The organism is Phaeobacter sp. NW0010-22, assembly GCF_040365955.1.
GTDB lineage: Bacteria > Pseudomonadota > Alphaproteobacteria > Rhodobacterales > Rhodobacteraceae > OMPR01.
Window position 1 is genome coordinate 87161 of the sequence record NZ_BAABWT010000012.1, and the last position, 15734, is coordinate 102894.

17 protein-coding genes are annotated in these 15734 nt (G+C 52.5%); 12 read left to right on the forward strand and 5 right to left on the reverse strand.

What is annotated here, in order from left to right:
- Positions 1 to 4: 4 nt before the first annotated feature.
- Positions 5 to 1285 carry an urea ABC transporter substrate-binding protein gene (gene urtA, locus ABWV33_RS21370; protein ID WP_121998007.1) on the reverse strand — a complete coding sequence of 427 codons (1281 nt, stop codon included), beginning with the start codon at positions 1283 to 1285 and terminating at the stop codon, positions 5 to 7.
- A gap of 447 nt (positions 1286 to 1732) precedes the next feature.
- On the opposite strand from urtA, the gene ABWV33_RS21375 reads away from it, so the two are divergent.
- From ABWV33_RS21375 to ureG, 8 genes are read left to right on the forward strand one after another with little or no spacing between them, the layout of a single operon-like run.
- Positions 1733 to 2509, forward strand: a complete 777-nt coding sequence (locus ABWV33_RS21375) for an urease accessory protein UreD (protein ID WP_502930929.1) — start codon at positions 1733 to 1735, stop codon at positions 2507 to 2509.
- A 1-nt stretch (position 2510) separates the two neighbouring features.
- Positions 2511 to 2813 (forward strand): urease subunit gamma, encoded by a 303-nt coding sequence (locus tag ABWV33_RS21380; protein WP_113824139.1) that lies wholly within the window; start codon positions 2511 to 2513, stop codon positions 2811 to 2813.
- A 12-nt stretch (positions 2814 to 2825) separates the two neighbouring features.
- Positions 2826 to 2993: a peptidase M23 gene (locus ABWV33_RS21385; RefSeq protein WP_121998006.1), complete on the forward strand. Its 168-nt coding sequence runs from the start codon at positions 2826 to 2828 to the stop codon at positions 2991 to 2993.
- Positions 2990 to 3307, forward strand: a complete 318-nt coding sequence (locus tag ABWV33_RS21390) for an urease subunit beta (RefSeq protein ID WP_113824137.1) — start codon at positions 2990 to 2992, stop codon at positions 3305 to 3307. The genes ABWV33_RS21385 and ABWV33_RS21390 overlap by 4 nt, the downstream gene beginning before the upstream one ends.
- Positions 3297 to 5006 carry an urease subunit alpha gene (gene ureC / locus ABWV33_RS21395; RefSeq protein WP_353333671.1) on the forward strand — a complete coding sequence of 570 codons (1710 nt, stop codon included), beginning with the start codon at positions 3297 to 3299 and terminating at the stop codon, positions 5004 to 5006. Before ABWV33_RS21390 ends, ureC begins: the two co-directional genes overlap by 11 nt.
- Positions 5007 to 5017: 11 nt before the next feature.
- Positions 5018 to 5467, forward strand: a complete 450-nt coding sequence (gene ureE / locus ABWV33_RS21400; RefSeq protein ID WP_215194359.1) for an urease accessory protein UreE — start codon at positions 5018 to 5020, stop codon at positions 5465 to 5467.
- Positions 5451 to 6095, forward strand: coding sequence for an urease accessory protein UreF (locus ABWV33_RS21405; RefSeq protein ID WP_353333673.1), 645 nt, complete (start codon positions 5451 to 5453; stop codon positions 6093 to 6095). The genes ureE and ABWV33_RS21405 overlap by 17 nt, the downstream gene beginning before the upstream one ends.
- Entirely contained in the window at positions 6092 to 6739 is a 648-nt protein-coding gene (ureG, locus tag ABWV33_RS21410; RefSeq protein ID WP_353333675.1) for an urease accessory protein UreG, read from the forward strand. The genes ABWV33_RS21405 and ureG overlap by 4 nt, the downstream gene beginning before the upstream one ends.
- A 232-nt stretch (positions 6740 to 6971) precedes the next feature.
- Here ureG and ABWV33_RS21415 read toward each other — a convergent pair whose 3' ends face one another.
- The 4 genes from ABWV33_RS21415 to ABWV33_RS21430 are packed head-to-tail and all read right to left on the reverse strand — an operon-like array spanning position 6972 to position 11093.
- A complete protein-coding gene (locus ABWV33_RS21415) occupies positions 6972 to 8318 on the reverse strand; it encodes an aminotransferase (RefSeq protein ID WP_353333677.1) in 1347 nt (448 codons plus the stop codon).
- A gap of 11 nt (positions 8319 to 8329) precedes the next feature.
- Positions 8330 to 9610 carry a flavin monoamine oxidase family protein gene (locus tag ABWV33_RS21420; RefSeq protein ID WP_353333679.1) on the reverse strand — a complete coding sequence of 427 codons (1281 nt, stop codon included), beginning with the start codon at positions 9608 to 9610 and terminating at the stop codon, positions 8330 to 8332.
- Entirely contained in the window at positions 9607 to 9870 is a 264-nt protein-coding gene (locus ABWV33_RS21425; protein ID WP_353333681.1) for a hypothetical protein, read from the reverse strand. The genes ABWV33_RS21420 and ABWV33_RS21425 overlap by 4 nt, the downstream gene beginning before the upstream one ends.
- Positions 9867 to 11093, reverse strand: a complete 1227-nt coding sequence (locus ABWV33_RS21430) for an aromatic ring-hydroxylating oxygenase subunit alpha (protein WP_353333683.1) — start codon at positions 11091 to 11093, stop codon at positions 9867 to 9869. Before ABWV33_RS21430 ends, ABWV33_RS21425 begins: the two co-directional genes overlap by 4 nt.
- 468 nt (positions 11094 to 11561) lie before the next feature.
- On the opposite strand from ABWV33_RS21430, the gene ABWV33_RS21435 reads away from it, so the two are divergent.
- The 4 genes from ABWV33_RS21435 (at position 11562) to ABWV33_RS21450 (ending at position 15702) form a co-directional block, all read left to right on the forward strand.
- Positions 11562 to 12671 carry an extracellular solute-binding protein gene (locus ABWV33_RS21435; protein ID WP_353333685.1) on the forward strand — a complete coding sequence of 370 codons (1110 nt, stop codon included), beginning with the start codon at positions 11562 to 11564 and terminating at the stop codon, positions 12669 to 12671.
- 84 nt (positions 12672 to 12755) lie between these two features.
- Positions 12756 to 13898, forward strand: a complete 1143-nt coding sequence (locus ABWV33_RS21440; protein WP_353333687.1) for an ABC transporter ATP-binding protein — start codon at positions 12756 to 12758, stop codon at positions 13896 to 13898.
- 62 nt (positions 13899 to 13960) lie between these two features.
- On the forward strand, positions 13961 to 14857 hold the full coding sequence (locus ABWV33_RS21445) for an ABC transporter permease subunit (RefSeq protein ID WP_435302696.1): 897 nt from the start codon (positions 13961 to 13963) through the stop codon (positions 14855 to 14857).
- Positions 14858 to 14859: 2 nt separating this feature from the next.
- Positions 14860 to 15702 (forward strand): ABC transporter permease subunit, encoded by an 843-nt coding sequence (locus ABWV33_RS21450; protein ID WP_113824128.1) that lies wholly within the window; start codon positions 14860 to 14862, stop codon positions 15700 to 15702.
- The last annotated feature ends 32 nt before the right edge of the window (positions 15703 to 15734 follow it).

Here is a 15734-nt window from a genome sequence, read left to right on the forward strand (position 1 = left end):
GGCCTTAGTAGTTCGAGAGGGTCTGAACACAGGTCTTGGTTTCGGTGTTGTACATACCGCAACCCAGATCTTTCCAATCCGACATAAGAACAGCCGATTCAGGCAGGAAGTCGGTCCACGCGTCACCTGCGACTTCGCTGGTCTGGCTGATGATATCAAACTGACCATCATCCTGAATTTCACCGATCAGCACTGGCTTGGCCAAGTGGTGGTTCGGGAGCATCACCGCCATACCGCCGGTCAGGTTGGGGTATTCCTGTCCGTACATGGAAGCCCGCACAGAATCGACTTCGGTACTGCCGGCTGCAGTCGCGGCATTCACCCACATGTTGAAGCCGATGAAATGCGCTTCCATTGGGTCGTTGGTCACGCGCTCTTCACCCATGGTGGCTTTCCACGTTTTCACGAACTCGGCATTCACATCGGTATCTGCGGACTGAAAGTAGTTCCATGCCGCCAAGTGACCCACAAGGTTAGAGGTATCCAAACCAGCCAGTTCCTCCTCGCCGACTGAGAAGGCTACAACCGGAATATCGTCGGCCGACACGCCAGCGGCTGCCAGTTCCTTGTAGAAACCGATATTTGCGTCACCGTTGATTGTTGAGATCACGCCGACTTTCTTACCATCCGCGCCGAGCGCAACAACATCAGCCACGATCTTTGACCAGTCCGAATGACCGAACGGTGTGTAGTTTACGAAGATGTCATCATCGGCAATTCCTTTGCCCTTCAGATAGCTTTCCAGAATGTTGTTGGTGGTTCTGGGATAGACATAGTCTGTGCCAAGCAGAGCGAATTTCTCGACACCTAGCTCTTCAAGGAAATAGTCTGTCGCCGGAATAGCCTGCTGATTTGGCGAGGCTCCGGTGTAGAAAACGTTTTTCGACGATTCCTCACCTTCATATTGCACCGGGTAGAACAGCAAGCCGTTCAGTTCTTCGATCACCGGTAGAACAGACTTGCGTGAGACCGAAGTCCAGTTGCCGAAGATCACATCGACTTCATGTACGGTCAGCAATTCGCGGGCCTTTTCCGCAAACAGCGGCCAATCTGATGCCGGATCTACCACCACGGCTTCCAGTTGTTTGCCCAGTAGGCCGCCGTTTGCATTCTGCTGATCGATCAGCATCAGCATGGTGTCTTTCAAAGTGGTCTCTGAGATTGCCATAGTGCCGGAAAGCGAGTGCAGGACGCCGACTTTGATGGTGTCTTCGGCAGACATGGCAGCCCCTGCCAGTGTGGCAAAGACGAGTGATCCGGCGAGTGTGGATTTGAGAAAATTCATACAGTCCTCCAGGCGGGGCCATTGGTCAGGGCTTGCGCTTAGGCGCCTTGTTCCATTACCTGTCCCCGCAACTTCGTGTTGCAATTCGTGTGGCGGCCGCTTCGAGGTCCAATTCGTATGGTCGTCACACACCCCCAATTTCCAGACATCACGTCACTGGCAGGCACCGTCATCGATTCTGCATTGCGGCATGAAAGGCAAACTTGGGCGGGCGCAAACCTCACCCAGCGGCTATTACTGCACAGTTTTTGACCTCACATCGCAGCTTTCGCTCAATAATTAGACGCAACACCAGAGGCAGCATTACGAAACGCTGTTTCTTGTGGTGCTTCTAACTTCAGAGCGCAAAGACCTTAGGCAACCCAAAGACACGAGGATGCCCACATCACACAGCACGCATTCATAACAGCCGAGGCCGACACAGTGGCTCAGCCTCGAGCCAGAGGCGTGCTGCACCTGGGCACCAAGTTGTCTGGAAAGCGCACGGTTGTAGACCGGCTGTATCAGGCGGGTTCGTCCAAGTATCTTTTTCCTCGCTCGCGTAGCGAAGGCCTTGAGGCTGTGTTCCTTAATACTGCAGGGGGCGTGACTGGTGGAGATGCGTTTGAGAATTCGGTGCAGACCAAGGCCGGGACGACGCTGACTTTGACGACCCAAGCCTGCGAACGTGCTTACAAGGCCCAACCCGGCCAAATTGGCAAAGTTCGCAGCACGGTGCAGGTCACTTCTGGCGCGCGAGTCAACTGGCTCCCTCAGGAAACCATTCTGTTCAACGGTTCGGCGATGGATCGGCAGCTGTCTGTAGATTTAGACGAACGCGCGTCCTTTCTAATGGTTGAACCGCTGATATTCGGTCGCACCGCAATGGGTGAAGTTCTGACGAACATTTTCTTCCGTGATCGAATTCAGATCCGAAAGAAAGGCGTTCCTGTCTATGTTGACTCGATGACCTTGCGGGGTGACGTGAACGCGCATCTCGCGCGCCGCTTTATCGCCAACGGGGCGCTGGCCATGGCATCGCTGGTGTATATCGCCGACGATGCGCAAGCCTACCTCTCAAAGGTAAGAGAGCTATTGCCCGAAACTGGCGGAGCCAGCCTGTTGTACGACGATACTTTGGTTCTGCGCATGCTCGCGACAGACAGCTTTGATCTGCGCCAGACCCTTATACCGGTGATCAGTCTTCTTACCGGCCAAGACCTTCCCAGATGTTGGATGATTTGAAATGAACCTGACCCCGAGAGAAAAAGACAAGTTGCTGGTAGCCTTGGCTGCCGAGATAGCCCGCAAAAGGCTTGCGCGGGGCGTCAAGCTGAACCACCCCGAAGCCATTGCACTGATTACTGATGCGGTCGTCGAGGGTGCCCGTGATGGGCGTACGGTGGCTGACATGATGGAAGCTGGTGCGCATGTGATTACAGCCGATCAATGCATGGTGGGCATCCCAGAGATGATCCATGACGTTCAAGTCGAAGCCACATTTCCGGATGGCACCAAGCTTGTCACCGTCCACAACCCGATCCGCTAAAGGAGATCCGTCATGAAAACTATTGTATCCGCTCTGCTTGTTCTGGCCACTGGTCCCGCGCTTGCCCACTCTGGGGTTCACATGCATCCGCACGCCTCTGATCCTTCCTGGTTGCCTTTGCTTGTCACTTTTCTGGTTGTGGCTTTTGGCGGAGCTTTGGTTGCGGTGCGCCGCAAATGATACCCGGGGAAATTCTACCTGCAGAGGGCGAGATCAAGCTGAACAAAGGGTTATGGGGGACTAGGTTGATGGTTGCGAATACCGGAGACCGCCCTGTTCAGGTTGGATCACATTACCACTTTGCAGAAACCAACCCAGCTTTGGATTTCGACCGGTACGCGGCTCTTGGGATGCGGTTGGATATCCCGTCTGGAACCGCAGTCAGATTTGAACCGGGCCAGCGCCGTGAAGTGAACGTGGTGCCAATCGGCGGACGGCGTCACATTTATGGGTTCAATCAGCATATCATGGGGGAACTGAACGATGCCGGGTAAAATGCATCGTGCCGATTATGCGGCAATGTATGGACCCACGACCGGAGACCGGGTGCGTCTGGCCGACACGGATCTGATCATCGAAGTCGAGCATGACTATGCGACCTATGGTGAAGAAGTGAAATTTGGTGGCGGCAAGGTAATTCGGGATGGCATGGGGCAAAGCCAGGTTACCCGCGCCGCTGGAGCCGTGGACACAGTGATCACCTGCGCTTTGATAGTGGACCATAGCGGCATTTACAAAGCCGACGTTGGACTAAAATCCGGACGCATTCACAAGATCGGCAAAGCGGGCAACCCTGACACTCAGTCAGGCGTTGATATAATTATTGGCCCCGGCACCGAAATCATCGCTGGCGAAGGTCGCATCCTGACGGCTGGAGGGTTCGACAGCCACATCCATTTTATTTGCCCACAACAGATAGAAGATGCGCTGCATTCCGGCCTGACCACCATGCTAGGCGGTGGCACTGGCCCGGCGCATGGCACCTTGGCCACCACTTGCACCCCCGGTCCATGGCACATCGGGCGAATGTTACAGGCAGCGGATGCATTTCCGATGAACCTTGCCTTTGCCGGCAAGGGAAACGCCTCTCTGCCAGAAGCACTTGAAGAACAGGTTCTTGGCGGTGCCTGTGCACTGAAACTGCATGAGGACTGGGGCACAACGCCTGCAGCCATCGACTGCTGCCTGTCAGTGGCCGATGATCTGGATGTACAGGTGATGATCCACACTGACACGCTCAATGAATCTGGTTTTGTCGAGAACACTGTGGCCGCCATGAAAGGCCGCACCATCCATGCCTTTCATACCGAGGGCGCGGGCGGCGGTCATGCCCCGGATATCATTAAGATCTGCGGCGAAGAGCATGTTCTGCCGTCTTCAACCAACCCCACTCGTCCTTTCACAGTGAATACCTTGGAAGAGCATCTCGACATGCTGATGGTCTGCCATCATCTCGACAAGTCGATTCCGGAGGACGTCGCCTTTGCTGAAAGTCGTATCCGCCGAGAGACTATCGCCGCCGAGGACATCCTGCACGATATGGGTGCGTTTTCCATAATCGCATCCGATAGTCAGGCCATGGGCCGCGTTGGCGAAGTGCTGATCCGCACCTGGCAGACTGCTGACAAGATGAAGAAGCAACGGGGCAGGTTGCCTGAGGAAACCGGCAACAATGACAATTACCGGGTGCGCCGCTACATCGCCAAATACACTATCAACCCGGCCATCGCCCATGGAATTTCTCACGAGATCGGCAGTATCGAAGCCGGAAAACGGGCTGATCTGGTGCTCTGGGACCCCGCCTTTTTTGGTGTGAAACCTGAGATGGTTCTGCTCGGCGGTACTATAGTCATGGCGCAGATGGGCGATCCCAACGCGTCGATCCCGACACCGCAACCTGTCTACTCACGCCCAATGTTTGGTGCTTATGGCCGCTCTGTCGAAAACTCGGCAGTCACTTTTGTCAGCGCCGCTGCGCAAGATGCAGGAATCGGCGCGCGACTGGGTCTCGCCAAGGACACGCTGCCGGTGAAGAACACCCGCAATATTGGCAAGTCTCACCTGCTTCTCAACAACGCCACGCCGAAGGTCGAAGTCGACCCCGAAACCTACGAAGTGCGCGCTGACGGAGAGCTGCTCACCTGTCAACCCGCCGAGGTTTTGCCAATGGCACAACGCTATTTCCTGTTTTGAAAGTGCTTCCCATGACCCTTCCTCCAAGCCGTCAAACCCGTAAACCCGGCCATTGGTCCGATGCGTATGACTGTGTGACGCTCAGCTATGACGACCGTTTCCTGCGCCGCAAGATGCTGACGACGGTACAGGCCGAGACGTTTCTCGTCGATCTGACCCATACCATCTCACTTGATCATGGCGCCGCGTTCGAGCTGGAAGATGGTCGCCTGATCGGGGTCTTAGCCGCCGAGGAAGAATTGTTAGAAGTCACCGGCAACGATCTGACCCGGCTCGCCTGGCATATCGGCAACCGTCACACCCCCTGCCAAATTGAGCCCGACCGGTTGCTGATCCAGCGCGACCATGTGATCCGTGATATGCTGGGCAAGATCGGCGCCAGTGTGCGCGAGGTGGTCGAGCCTTTTACACCAGAAGGCGGGGCTTATGGCCACGGGCGGACCCATGGTCACAGCCACTGACATCCTGACCTTGACGCAGTGGTTCTCCCCCGCTTACCCGGTGGGGGCATTTGCCTATTCGCACGGGCTGGAATGGGCCATTGATGCGGGTGAAGTGACCACAGCAGAACAGACCGGCGCATGGATTGCAGAAGTGCTACGAAATGGTGCTGGGTGGAATGACAGCCTGTTCCTTGGTGCGGCCTATCAGGCCGAGGCCAACGACCTGAGCGAGATCGACGCGATGAGTTGCGCCTTTTCGGCGTCGGCCGAGCGCATGAAAGAAACCCGCTTACAGGGCGAAGCATTCTGTGAAATCACGTCAAAGGTCTGGAGCGCGGATCTTCGGGGGCTGACCTATCCGGTCGCTGTTGGCCGCGCTGCCCGGCTGCGGGGCTTGCCACTGGACCTTACCAGGCAATTCTACCTGCAAGCTTTCATGGCCAATCTTGTGGCGGTGGCCATGCGTCTTGTTCCACTGGGTCAGACCGAAGGCCAAAAGCTGATCCGCGAATTGACACAGCTTTGTAGCCAGATTGTCGCAGACGCCAGCGGTGCTTCGCTCGATGAACTCGGCAATTCAGCCTTTTTGTCGGACATAGCAGCGATGAAACACGAAACCCAGTATTCAAGGATTTTTCGCACATGAGCACGATGAATGGACCACTTCGCGTTGGAATCGGTGGCCCTGTTGGTGCCGGTAAGACAACACTTACTGCTGCTCTGAGCAAAGCCTTGAGCGACAGATATTCTATCGGTGTCATCACAAATGACATTTACACGAAAGAGGATGCTGAAGCATTGATGCGGATGCAGGTTTTGCCACAAGATCGCATCATCGGGGTCGAGACAGGCGGATGCCCTCATACTGCGATCCGAGAAGATGCATCAATCAATCTTGCCGCTGTGGCTGAGATGGTCGACCGGCATCCAGACGTCGAAATCGTCATGATCGAGAGTGGGGGTGACAATCTGTCAGCCACTTTTAGCCCGGAACTGGCGGATGTAACGATTTATGTGATCGACGTGGCCGCTGGAGAGGAAATTCCCCGCAAAGGTGGGCCGGCCATTACCAAATCTGATATACTGATCATTAACAAGACCGACCTTGCCCCCTATGTAGGTGCATCGCTGGAGGTCATGGACCGGGACGCGAAAAAGATGCGTCGGGGGCGACCTTTCGTGTTTACTTCGCTGCGTAATCGAGAGGGAGTGGCCAAAATTATCACTTTGCTTGAGGATGCCGGAGGCCTGAGTGCTCTGAGCGGCGACATATGCACCGTCGTTACCTGAAGCCTAAACGCGTTCTTGAGGCAGAGCTGCACAAGTTTTGATCAAGGCCTCGGGAAAAAAGGCCATCCTACGGTCCAAACGACGATGTTGAAGAAGGGGATGAAACGACAAAAGAGAACATAATTGTCACCTTGAACATGCCTGCTGCCGAGACGATGAATCGAAAAACGACACCATTTTCTATCATAGGCAGATACTGCGCCTAGGCGACGCTTTAGGAGCTTGTGATGGCCTAATCGACGGAACCGATCGCGTCTTCTAGTACATCGAACATCTGATCTATTTGATCTGGTGAAATTACAAGCGGCGGCGACATCACGCACATGTTGATGATTGGGCGCAGGACCAAGCCATTTTCCTGACATTTTGCATCGATGTTCGCACCAAGTTCATAGTCGCGTGCGAGTGAACTGCCATGGTCGGGATCATAGGAGCACTCGATACATCCCATGAGCCCCATTCCGCGCGCATCTACGACTAAGGGCAGGTTGGACAAGTTCTGCAGGCGTTCTTGGAAATGCGGAGTTATAGTCTGGACGTGTTCAAGTATTCCTTCGCGCTCAATAATTTGCATGCTTGCTAAGCCTGCCGCGGCACTAACGGGGTGGCCAGAATAAGTGTACCCGTTAGAAAATGTGGCACCTTTGCCATCGGAACCAGAAATATCTGCGATCAAGCGATCCGAAAAGATTGCGGCGCCCATTGGTGCATAGCCTGAGGTCAAGCCTTTGGCGCACGTAATTATGTCGGGTTGAATGCCAAAAACATCATAAGATGCAAACCAGTGGCCAAGGCGCCCAAACGCGGTAACCACTTCGTCAGAAATATAAAGAACATCATGCCTATGGCAGACCTCAATGCAGCGTTTATGATACCCTATCGGGGGTACAATTACGCCTCCAGAGGCCAATACGGGCTCAGCGATAAATGCTGCGACGTTCTCTGGCCCAAGCTCTAGAATAGCGTTTTCAAGATCGGCGATCTTTTCATCAAGAAATTCTTCAATGCTTTGGTCTGGTGCGCGCAGAATAGGGTTCACGTTTGGTAAGAAGTGAGCGAGCTCGTCTGGCTTGTCGAGCCACAGGCGATCCCGCTCTTTCCCGCTAACGGCCGCGGCAAGATAGGTACTGCCATGATAGGCTTTTTGACGTGAGATGATCTTCTTTTTGGTCGGTTTGCCCAGTAGATTGTTGCGGAAGTGAACAAACCGCAGCGCAGTATCAACCGCCGTTGATCCCCCGGTGGTGAAAAACACGTGGTTCAAATCGCCTGGCGTCCGTTTTGCAATTTCACGTGCAAATTCAGTAGCAACAGAGTTGGTGTTATTGAAGGGCGAGAAATACGCTAATTGGCGGGCTTGCTCGGCCATAGCATTTGCTATTTCGTCTCGGCCATACCCGACCTGGACACACCACATGCCAGCGGGACCGTCTAACATTTTCTGGCCTGCATCATTTGTGACATAGACGCCGTCGCTTGCCTCGATAAAGGCGCGGTCGTTTTGACCTATGTCGTCCATGCCCTCCCATGGGTGCATGAAATGGTCATTATCCCAGTTTTTCGAATTCGTATTGTCCATTTCGTGCTCCGTTAGATTTTGAGCCGGGTGAGAGTTGCGCTTGCACCAACCCTCGTCGCGATAACGCGTTCAGCAGCCTGTTGACCGCTGAGGAAAGCACCGTGCACTGTGGCATAGGACTCTGTCATGGTTGCTTCTCCGGCGAAGAAGATGCGTTCATCGAGAGTCTCTGCCAACATTTTGCGTGCACCTGCTCCGCCGGGCTTGGAGTAGCTGTAAGACCCTAGCGTTAAGGTATTGGTGCTCCAGTTGGTTTCGTCAGTACGAAGCACATATTTAGTCACGTCATTACCAAACACAGTGCGCAGTCCCTGCAAGCAATAGTCTGTGGCAGCTCCGACGCCCTCCTTTTCTAACGCCTCTCCAAACCGGCCAGCCAAGAATCCTGTCGCGATGCTGGTCTCAAAGAACCCAAATAATAGGGAGCAAAAGGCATCACCCCCCGTGTGGTAATCTGCGATCTGGCCTTGTGTGGCGTCGCACCATGCCGGATCAAACTCTATGCCGACTTTGTTCAAGAGACCGTTTGGCAGCATATCGACCGCATCTTGTTTTTGGATAGGCAGGGCCGGCACAAATTCGATTGCTCCGGACGCAAGGACGCCGGTGGAAACCGTCAAAATCAGATGCTTTGCTTTCAGAACGCCTTGCGGAGTTGTTACTTCTACACCAGTGCCGTTGTAGTCAATTTTGCTAACGGGGCAGTTGAGCTGAGTAGGAATTCCTGGATGCAAATCTTGTATGAAAGCGCCGAGACCGCCGCCAACCAACCAATCGCCTTTTGCATCCGCATAATTGTAAACGTCTGCAGCTGAAACTAAGTCGGCATCGCCTGCCATCATTTGTGCGATGGAACAGGTGGCAGACGTTTTGAACGGCCCGTCAGGCATTGCGGCGGCAGTGGTTGTATCTGTGGTTTCAGCGCCTCTTTTATTGATGGCGAGCCACATGGCCTCTTGGTATCCTCGATACGCAAGCACTTCGTCACTGGTAAGGTCATACCCTTCTGTGTGGACATGGGACCATAGCCATGGCGCCTTGTGCAACACAGCGCCGCGTTGTTCCGCGAGCCGGGCAAGTGGATTAAGCGACACAGAGTGGAGCCAAGATCCCCCACGATCAAAAGGGGCGCTGAACGTGGTTGTATCGGTGACACATCGCCCACCTGTGTGTGCTGCGGCTTCCAAAACAACGGTTTCAATTCCGGCGGCCAGCAACGCGGTTGCAGCGGAAAGGCCAGCCGTTCCTGCACCGATAACGATCACCTCGGGGTTTTGTGGAATCTTGCTCATGTTTTCTTTCTGAGGGATGTACTGAAATCCAACAGGCAATCCTGAACACCTTCGTAGGTGGCCAAATCATTCGGGTCTTCGTCGTCAAATTTGCTACATCTGCGGTAGATCTCGAGCATCTCCACCGGCATGAGCTTCATGTTGTAGAAGTACATGGCAGCGGCATACCTTGCCGCCCCAGAACCGGGTGGGCCAACGCGGGCGTAGAGTATAGTCTTCTGCTTGTTGAACTCGACGGTATTTGGCTTGGGTGGGATCACGTCTGACCTGTGTGCTGCATCGATGTGTTTAGCGCAGAAAGCTGATCTTCGTCTGGGGCGTCATCTAAGGTGTAAATTGGTAAAACCTTGCGCAGATGATCATGATGGCTGCGCACGCCGTATTCGAGATCAGACAGGTAGAAACCTTCGAATGAGTCTGATGCCATCGCCTCATTAGACCAGATGGTCAGCTGAATATCTTCGTCTACTGTTTCGCGGTCAATGCGGGCGGCTAGGTAGCGCGCGGCGCGTTGTTGGCGATTTTCAGTTTCATTTCGGTAAGTTGCACTGCGCAGCACCGATTCACCCGTTGCCACTGGGAACTCTTGATAAAACAACACTGTTTCAGGCGTCACCGCTATGACGGAGTTTGGGAAAATCCCGTAGTACAACCATCTTTTTTGCAGATGCTCGGGAAGGAACGATTGTGGCATGCTCATTTTCTTGTAATTGCGAACGGCCCAACGGCGCCCCTTTGTGGGGGTAAATTCACCATCAGAGCGAGATACGCCATCAACGAAAGGCTCATCCTTGTAGGTCGAGCCATACAAATCTTGTAGTGCGGGGTGTGCCATCGCAACGTGATATCCTTCGTTATCGACATCGCGCACGGACTTCCAATTGACCGGAGATTTCTCTGTCCAAATACCATCGGTCGGTACGTGTTGATCCATCTTATAGGCAGCTGTTTCTTCCTCAAATGGGCGCATTAACTCAGCAACAGAAGGCTGTGGCCCGGGGCGGAAACGTACAAAAACAAACCCTTGCCAGACTTCCATTTCGATTGGGCGCAGGCCAAATTTACTTTTGTCCATTTGCGGAAAGGATTCGGGTCGACCGGGGCCCCTGAGCGTGCCATCCAAGTTGTAGACCCAGCCATGAAAAGGGCAAATTAGTGCGTTGGGGCACGTGCCTTGGTCCTTGACAACAAGACGCGAGCCCCGATGGCGACAAATGTTGTAATAAGCCCGGACTTCGTTGTTGGGATCGCGCAGAATAATGGCCCGTTCATCACACATATCGAAGCACTGGAAGCTTCCCGCTTCGGGAATATCAGATACATGGCAAGCGATCTGCCAGTGTGTCTTGAACAACTTTTCTTTTTCAAGCTCCAACAAGGCGGGGCTGTGATAACACCAGCCGGGCAGGCCGCGGCGATCCCAGTCGTTTGGTATGGCAATGTCTCTTACATTTGTATTCATCTTGCAGGCCAGACTTTCCAATTCATTTGCTCCTGGATTTTTGCGGAAGTGGCAAAGTCAGTCCGCGGTGTTTGATAGATAGCGTCGGGTGGGGCTGCGCCAGCTAAGAAACGACATCCTTCAAATTCATAGATGCCTAAAACTCTATCAGCGTCAAGTATTTCTGACTGACTGGCCATTCAGAAGGTGTGTTAAAATATTTTGTGGTAATGCCATGAAACCCCAGTGTTACAGGGACATTATCATGTTGTCTGTTTTGATTACCCGCATTGATGAAGAAAATGAGGGCACCGGTGTGCTTGACAGGGTCGGTCGACACTGCTTACCGTTCTGACTGACCGTTCAGATAGAAAGTCTCAAACAAGAGTTCGACTGTCGAAATTGCATAGCCAAGTTGAAAGACATCTGCCCAACGAAAAATCGAATAACTAGCGCGCGCAATGGCGAAAAAGCCTCCGATAAGGTCATCAAATAGGGAGAAGAGAAACTATGAAGATCATCAAGAATATCTTGGGGAGTTCGCTCACAGCAGCAGCTAGCTTAGGAATTGCAAGCATCGCGCTTGCAGAGGATCGCGTTCTAAAAGTTACCAATTGGGGCGAATACATCGCTGAAGATACAATCTCGAACTTTGAAAAAGAGTATGGGATTAAAGTTATCTATGACCCTTACGATTCTGCTGAAGCAATCGATGCAAAGCTGCTTGCAGGTAACAGTGGTTATGACGTGGTTAGCCATTCTGGTGGTGATGTTGCTCGTTTGATCAAGGCAGGCATTGTTGCGCCCTTGGATATGTCCAAATTGGACAACGTTAAAAATATGGACCCCGCGCTGATGGCGCAGCTGGCCGTTGATTGGGATCCGGGCAACCAGCACTTCGTTCCGTACATGTGGGGCACCCACGGTGTCACTTACAATAAAGACTTGGTGCTTGAAACTTATGCGGATGCGCCGATTGGCTCGATGGATATGGTTTTTGACCCCGTCCACATGAAGGAACTCGCGAAATGCGGCGTTTCTTTTCTAGATTCACCAGGTGACATTATCCCGATGGCTCTAGCGCATATGGGGTTGGACCCAAACTCCACCAACAAAGACGACTACGCAAAAGTAGGGGCCATGTTGGCCGAAATTCGTCCCTATGTGAAAACTTTTGATAACTATGCTTATCAACGGATGCCTCAGAAAGAGTTCTGTGTTTCAACAACCTGGGGTCCTGATGGGCTGCTTGCTATGTCTGGCGCGGTTGAAGCAAATACCGGGGTGGTTCTCGATTTCTTCCTGCCAGAAGGGGATGGTGCGGCTCAGCTCTGGATCGACGGCTGGATGATCCCAGGTGATGCAGCTAACAAAGATGACGCTCATCTTTTTCTCAACTACATGATGCGCCCTGAAGTAGGTGCTGCTGACAGTAACTTTACTTGGTACGCAACAGCGAACCTGACAGCTAAGCCGATGGTTGATGACGATGTGATCTCAAGCCCGGCGGCTTTTCCGACTTCTGAGCAAGTCGCCAAAATGTACACAACAGCTGTTTTGCCCCCGAAAGTGGAGCGCTTGCAGACCCGCACTTGGACTGACTTCAAAGCCGGCAACTAATTGCTTTGTGTGAGAACTTGAGCAGCGGTTTTCTTTGAGAACGCCGCTGCTCGCTGTCATTTCTACTAGCGCACGAGGCATGCTTTGACTGAGACAGGAACTGTCAGCGAAACGCCCTGGCTTGACCAAGATGGGCAACAGCCCTTGGTTCAGATTAAGGGTGTCACAAAAAAATATGGCGAAGTTACCGCCGTTGATAATGTTGATCTTGATATCTATCAGGGCGAACTGTTTTGTCTCTTGGGCGGGTCTGGGTGCGGAAAATCCACGCTTTTACGTATGCTCGCTGGATTTGAAGGCCTCAATGGTGGCAGCATCACGATTGATGGTGTCGATATGCAGGATGTTCCGGCTTACGACCGACCAACAAACATGATGTTCCAAAGCTATGCGTTGTTTCCACACATGAGCGTAGAGCAGAATATTGCATTCGGTTTGCAACAAGACAAAATGGCTCGAAGCGAGATCAGCAACCGTGTGCATGACATCCTCACGTTGGTTGAACTTCAAGACTTCAAGAAACGTAAACCACAACAGCTGTCAGGGGGGCAACGCCAGCGCGTCGCGCTTGCACGCGCCCTAGTGAAAGAACCACGTTTGTTGCTATTGGACGAACCTTTGGCTGCATTGGATAAAAAATTGCGTAAGCAAACGCAGTTTGAGCTCGCCAATATTCAGGAAAAGGTTGGTGTGACCTTTATTGTCGTGACGCATGATCAAGAAGAAGCCATGACGCTTTCAACGCGTATGGCAGTTATGGATGCAGGAAAGTTCAAGCAGATAGGTACACCCACGGAAATTTACGAGTTTCCAGAATCGCGATTTGTGGCGGATTTTATCGGGTCTGCAAATGTGTTTGAAGGGCGCGTTACAGAAGATGGTGCGGACCATGTGCGCGTTAAAACCAACGTCGCAGAGGTTTTCATCGACCATGGCCAATCTGTCAAAGTTGGCAGTAAGATTTGGGTGGCACTACGGCCTGAAAAGATACGCATAACCAAAACCGATGAACCGGCTTCTGGTCCAAACCAAGTAAGCGGGGTTGTGGATGACATTGGATATCTGGGTGAGATGTCAATTTACAAAATCGAACTCCCGAATGGTCAGATTGTAGACATCACTTCTCCGAACAGTTCGCGCCCGATGAATAGACAGCACCGCATAACGTGGGGCGACAAAGTTAACATCGCTTGGGAGCCATCTAGTGTGATGTTGCTTACCGAATGACCGATTTTTCCACCCAACCGTCCATCCCGTCTCAGCCTGAGAAGAAATCGCTGCTTCGCCGGATGCGGCGCAAGCTTCAGGACAATTGGCGGCTGGTTATCATTGCTATTCCCTTTGCATGGCTTCTTCTCTTCTTTCTTACGCCATTCTTTATTGTCGCGAAAATTAGCCTGGCTGAACTTGCGATCGCTAGCCCGCCGTTCACCAAAATGATTGAATGGGCCGATAGTGGGATCGTAACGATCCGACTGGTGTTTGATAATTTCACTTATATTCTAGAAGACGACCTATACCGCAACACTTACCTGAATTCGTTGAAAATTTCGGTCACCTCAACGTTCTTTTGCCTTCTTTTCGGGTATCCAATTGCCTATGCGATTGTGCGGTCCGGTCCTGTGGCTAAGCCACTTCTTTTGTTTGCTATTATTTTGCCTTTTTGGACATCTTTCCTACTGCGCGTTTACGCTTGGATGGGGTTGCTCGCAGATCAAGGTACAATCAATAATTTACTGATGTCGCTTGGTTTGATCGATGAGCCGATACGCATGCTTTATACAGAGTTCGCGGTCTATATCGGTATTGTCTACACCTACATGCCCTTCATGATACTGCCTCTCTATGCCAATATGGAAAAGCTGGATGGCCGCCTGAACGAAGCCGCTGCAGATCTTGGTTCTCGACCAATGAACACTTTCTTTAGGGTTACGCTACCTCTGACGACCCCGGGCGTCGTTGCTGGTTGTTTGTTGGTCTTTATCCCGGCAACCGGCGAGTATGTTATTCCTGATCTCTTGGGTGGAGGGAACGTGCAGATGATTGGACGGGTTTTGTACAACGAGTTCTCGCGTAACAGCGATTGGCCCGTCGCCGCGGCGGTGGCGATTGTTCTGCTTGTCCTATTGGTGCTGCCCATCATGGTTTTTCAGTATTTCCAAGGCAAAGCTTCGGAGGGGCAATAGACATGCACGGAAAGCGCTCACGTTTTTTGACGATCATGCTCGTACTTGGAATGGCATTCTTCTATGTGCCGATGGTTCTGCTGGTCGTCTATTCGTTCAACTATTCCAAAATTGTACCGGTGTGGGGTGGGTGGTCGCTGCGGTGGTACGAAGTCTTGTTTCAGTCCGAAGAAGTCTGGATGGCCGTATCTCTCAGTCTAAAGATCGCATTTGTGAACGCGACTTTTGCAACGATGTTGGGCACTTTGGCAGGGCTCGCCATGGTGCGGTTTGGCCGCTTTAGGGGGCGCACATTGTTTGGCGGGATGTTGGTTGCCCCCTTGGTTATGCCAGAGGTGATTACTGGCCTGTCCTTGTTGGTTTTCTTTATCTCTATGAAGCAATTGGTCGGCTGGCCTGAGCAACGGGGCTTTGCAACGATAACAATTGCCCATATCACTTTTTCGCTGGCCTATGTGGCCGTGACCATTCAGGCGCGTCTAACTGGCATGGGTGAAGATTTGGAAGAAGCCGCGGCAGATCTTGGCGCTAAACCTTTCAAAGTCTTGACCGCAATTACGATCCCACGGTTAACGCCTGCGTTGATCTCTGGCTGGCTGCTGGCCTTCACCCTTTCGCTTGATGATCTGGTGATCGCGAGCTTTGTAACTGGGCCCGGGGCTAACACCTTGCCGATCCTAATATTCTCTCGCATAAGACTTGGATTGAGGCCTGACATTAATGCCCTTGCCACGATAATGATTCTTGTAATTGCAACGTGTGTAGCAATTGCAGCGATCTTAATGTTCCGCCAGCAGCGCGCGGATCTGAAGGATCAACAGCTGGCGGAGCGCGGAGAAAGTTAACTATGAATGTCAAAATCGCGTCGTCGAGAAAA